This is a genomic window from Christensenella sp. (assembly GCF_034927525.1).
Taxonomy (GTDB): domain Bacteria; phylum Bacillota; class Clostridia; order Christensenellales; family Christensenellaceae; genus Christensenella.
Window position 1 is genome coordinate 1 of record NZ_JAYFPU010000056.1, and the last position, 2459, is coordinate 2459.

Consider the following 2459-nt stretch of genomic DNA (forward strand, 5'->3'; position numbering starts at 1 on the left):
GTCGAGGATGACGGGACAGTCCGGCGCGGCCTCCAGGGCGATGGCGGCCAGCATCTGATGGGGCACGTGCACGCTGACAGCCGCCGGCGCGGCACCGCGAAGCAGCGCCAGCAGCGCGCGATAATCCGCCGCCTCGTGCACCTGGTCGAAGAAGCGCTCCGGCGCGGCGTCCTCGCGGGCGCACAGGCAAAGGAGCGTGGTGCGGTAGCCGCAGTCGCGCAGGGCCAGGCTTTTTTTCGCCGTGGAGACATAGGGGTAGTAGGCCACGAACACCACATGGCGCCTGCCCCCGACCTCGCGTTTGTCGAGGTCGGCGGGAGGGGCGGTGAAGGCCAGGCGTTCCCGACCCCGGGGCATGGGGGCGTCAAGGGCCTTGCGGGCCAGGCTCGCCAGGTCGTCCGGCAGCCAGGAGAAGGGGGTTGGCGCGCGCATCGGCCTCCTAGATGAAATTGACGTGGGCAGGCGGGTTTTTTTGCCCCCACAGGTAGATGTTCACCTCGTCCATGCGGCAGTTCGCGCGGCAGTCGGCGACGTCCAGGCCTCCCGCCACCAGGGCGAGGTTGCGCCGTCGCCGCTCGCCCTGCCAGACCTCGGCGAAGGAGGCCTCCATGAGGTTGCCCAGGCTGAAGCGCTCGTCGCCAAGCCAGGCACTGCACGAGCAAAGGCTTCCGTCCGAGGCCACATAGGCCCAGAAGAACGGGACGGCCTGGCAGACGGGATAGGGTTTGGCCTGGTGGTATTTCTGCATGGTGCGGGCGCGAAAGACGACGCGGAAGCGGTCGTTCGACAGCGCCTCGAGGCGGTGCCCCAGGTCGAAAAAGCCGGCGTAATCGATGCCGGTGTAGGTTTGGGTCAGGCTCTTCTTGTGCTGGGAGTAGGGCTTGATCACCAGGTAATCCACGCCGAGGTCGTCGCGGCACATCTTGGCCAGGGTTTCGGCCTCCGCGGCGTTCTCGGGCAAAAGGAGCATCTGGACGCCGAGCGTGACGGCGAGTCCGCCTTCCTCGCGCCGCCGCACGGCGGCTTTGAGGTTTTGGGCCACGGCGGCGAAGTCCGCCGGATTGGTGCGGTGGATGCGGGCGTAGGTCTCGGGCGTGCCCGCGCCCAGGCTGATCTTGATCCAGGAGGCGAGCGGCAGCAGGCCTTCGGCCACGGCCCCGCGCAACAGCACGCCGTTGGTGGTGAAGGCGGTGTCGATGCCGGCCGCGTCCGCGGCTCGGGCCATGGTCACGATGCCCTTGTGCAACAGCGGTTCGCCCTCGCCGGCGAACATGGCGCTTTTGACCCCGGCCGCGCCCATCTCGGCCAGGCGCTCGGCCATCCTGTCCGCGTCGAGCTTTCGCGGCGCGTAGCCCATGTAGTCCAGGGCGCAGAAGACGCAACGGTGGTTGCAGGCCCCGATGGGCGAGACCTCGACGTAGATCGGGGCGATCCGCTTCTGCTTTTCCCAATCGTCGCCGGCCTCGAGCCACTGGGCCACCCGGCCGGGGTGGAAGTTGAGCTTGTGGGAGTCGAGGCGATAGCGGTCTTGTTCCATAACGTCGCCTACATGCGCCGTGGGGCGTCCACTTCGCCGCCCACGCGGGTTGAGCCCACCCCCCGGCCCAGGGCCAGGACGGCGGCGTCGGTCAGGTAGTGGGACAGGACCGAGTGGGCCAGTTCGACGTAGCCGTAATTCGCCGACGGCACGTAGAGGTTGACGTGTCCCAGGGCGCGCAGCGGGTTGTCCGGGAGAAAGCCGGTCATGGTCAGCACGGTCAGTCCGAACTCGCGGGCGGTGCGGGCGGCGCGCAGGATGTTTTCCGAGGCCCCCGACGAGGAGATGGCCACGAGCATGCCCCCCAGCGGCGCCCAGAGCCGCATCTGCATCTCGAAGGCGTTGTCGTAGCCGTGGTCGTTGGAGAGGGCGGTCAGCAGCGGCGGGTCGTTGAAGACCACGGCCCGGGCCCCGACCGCGGCCGACAGGTCGTTTTGCATGTGGGCGGCGATGGCGGCGCTGCCGCCGTTGCCGACCAGGGCCACCAGGCCGCCGCCGCGGCTGGCCGCGATCACCTGGCGCACGGCCAGGGCCGAGCCCTCGTCCGGCAGGAAGGCCCGGCCGCAGTCGTCGGTGACTTCGAGGGCGGAAAGCAGGTTGGCCAGGGTCTCGAAGTAACATCTGCCCGGAAGGATGTCGTTTCGCATGGGGGCCTCACTTCAACAGGGCGACAATGTGTTTTTTGAGGGCAACGCCGTCCACCGGTTCCTTGTTGCCCAGGGTGGCGACGGCCTGGGCCCCGGCGGCGTTGCCGACGAAGCCGACGATCTCGGCCGGGGCGCCCGCCGCGGCCAGTTGGGCGGCGTAGGCGAGCACGGCGTCGCCGGCGCCGATCCGATCCACGATGGAGCCGGTCAGGGCCGGCGCCCGGAAAACGCCCTGGCCGGCGCCCCAGGCCAGGCAACCCTGCTTGCCCTGGGTT

At 69.3% G+C, this 2459-nt stretch carries 4 protein-coding genes; all 4 read right to left on the minus strand.

All coding sequences use genetic code 11. The features are described 5' to 3' along the window. Positions 1-432: hypothetical protein (locus VB081_RS02040; protein ID WP_323399188.1), on the minus strand; the 432-nt coding region annotated here is incomplete at its 3' end. Positions 433-439: 7 nt separating this feature from the next. Continuing rightward, the gene (locus VB081_RS02045) at positions 440-1537 is read right to left on the minus strand and encodes a radical SAM protein (RefSeq protein ID WP_323399189.1); all 1098 of its coding nucleotides are present in this window, start codon (positions 1535-1537) and stop codon (positions 440-442) included. A gap of 8 nt (positions 1538-1545) precedes the next feature. Further along, positions 1546-2184 (minus strand): SIS domain-containing protein, encoded by a 639-nt coding sequence (locus VB081_RS02050; RefSeq protein ID WP_323399190.1) that lies wholly within the window; start codon positions 2182-2184, stop codon positions 1546-1548. 7 nt (positions 2185-2191) lie between these two features. Continuing rightward, on the minus strand, positions 2192-2459 hold a 268-nt coding region (locus VB081_RS02055), incomplete at its 5' end, for a PfkB family carbohydrate kinase (RefSeq protein ID WP_323399191.1).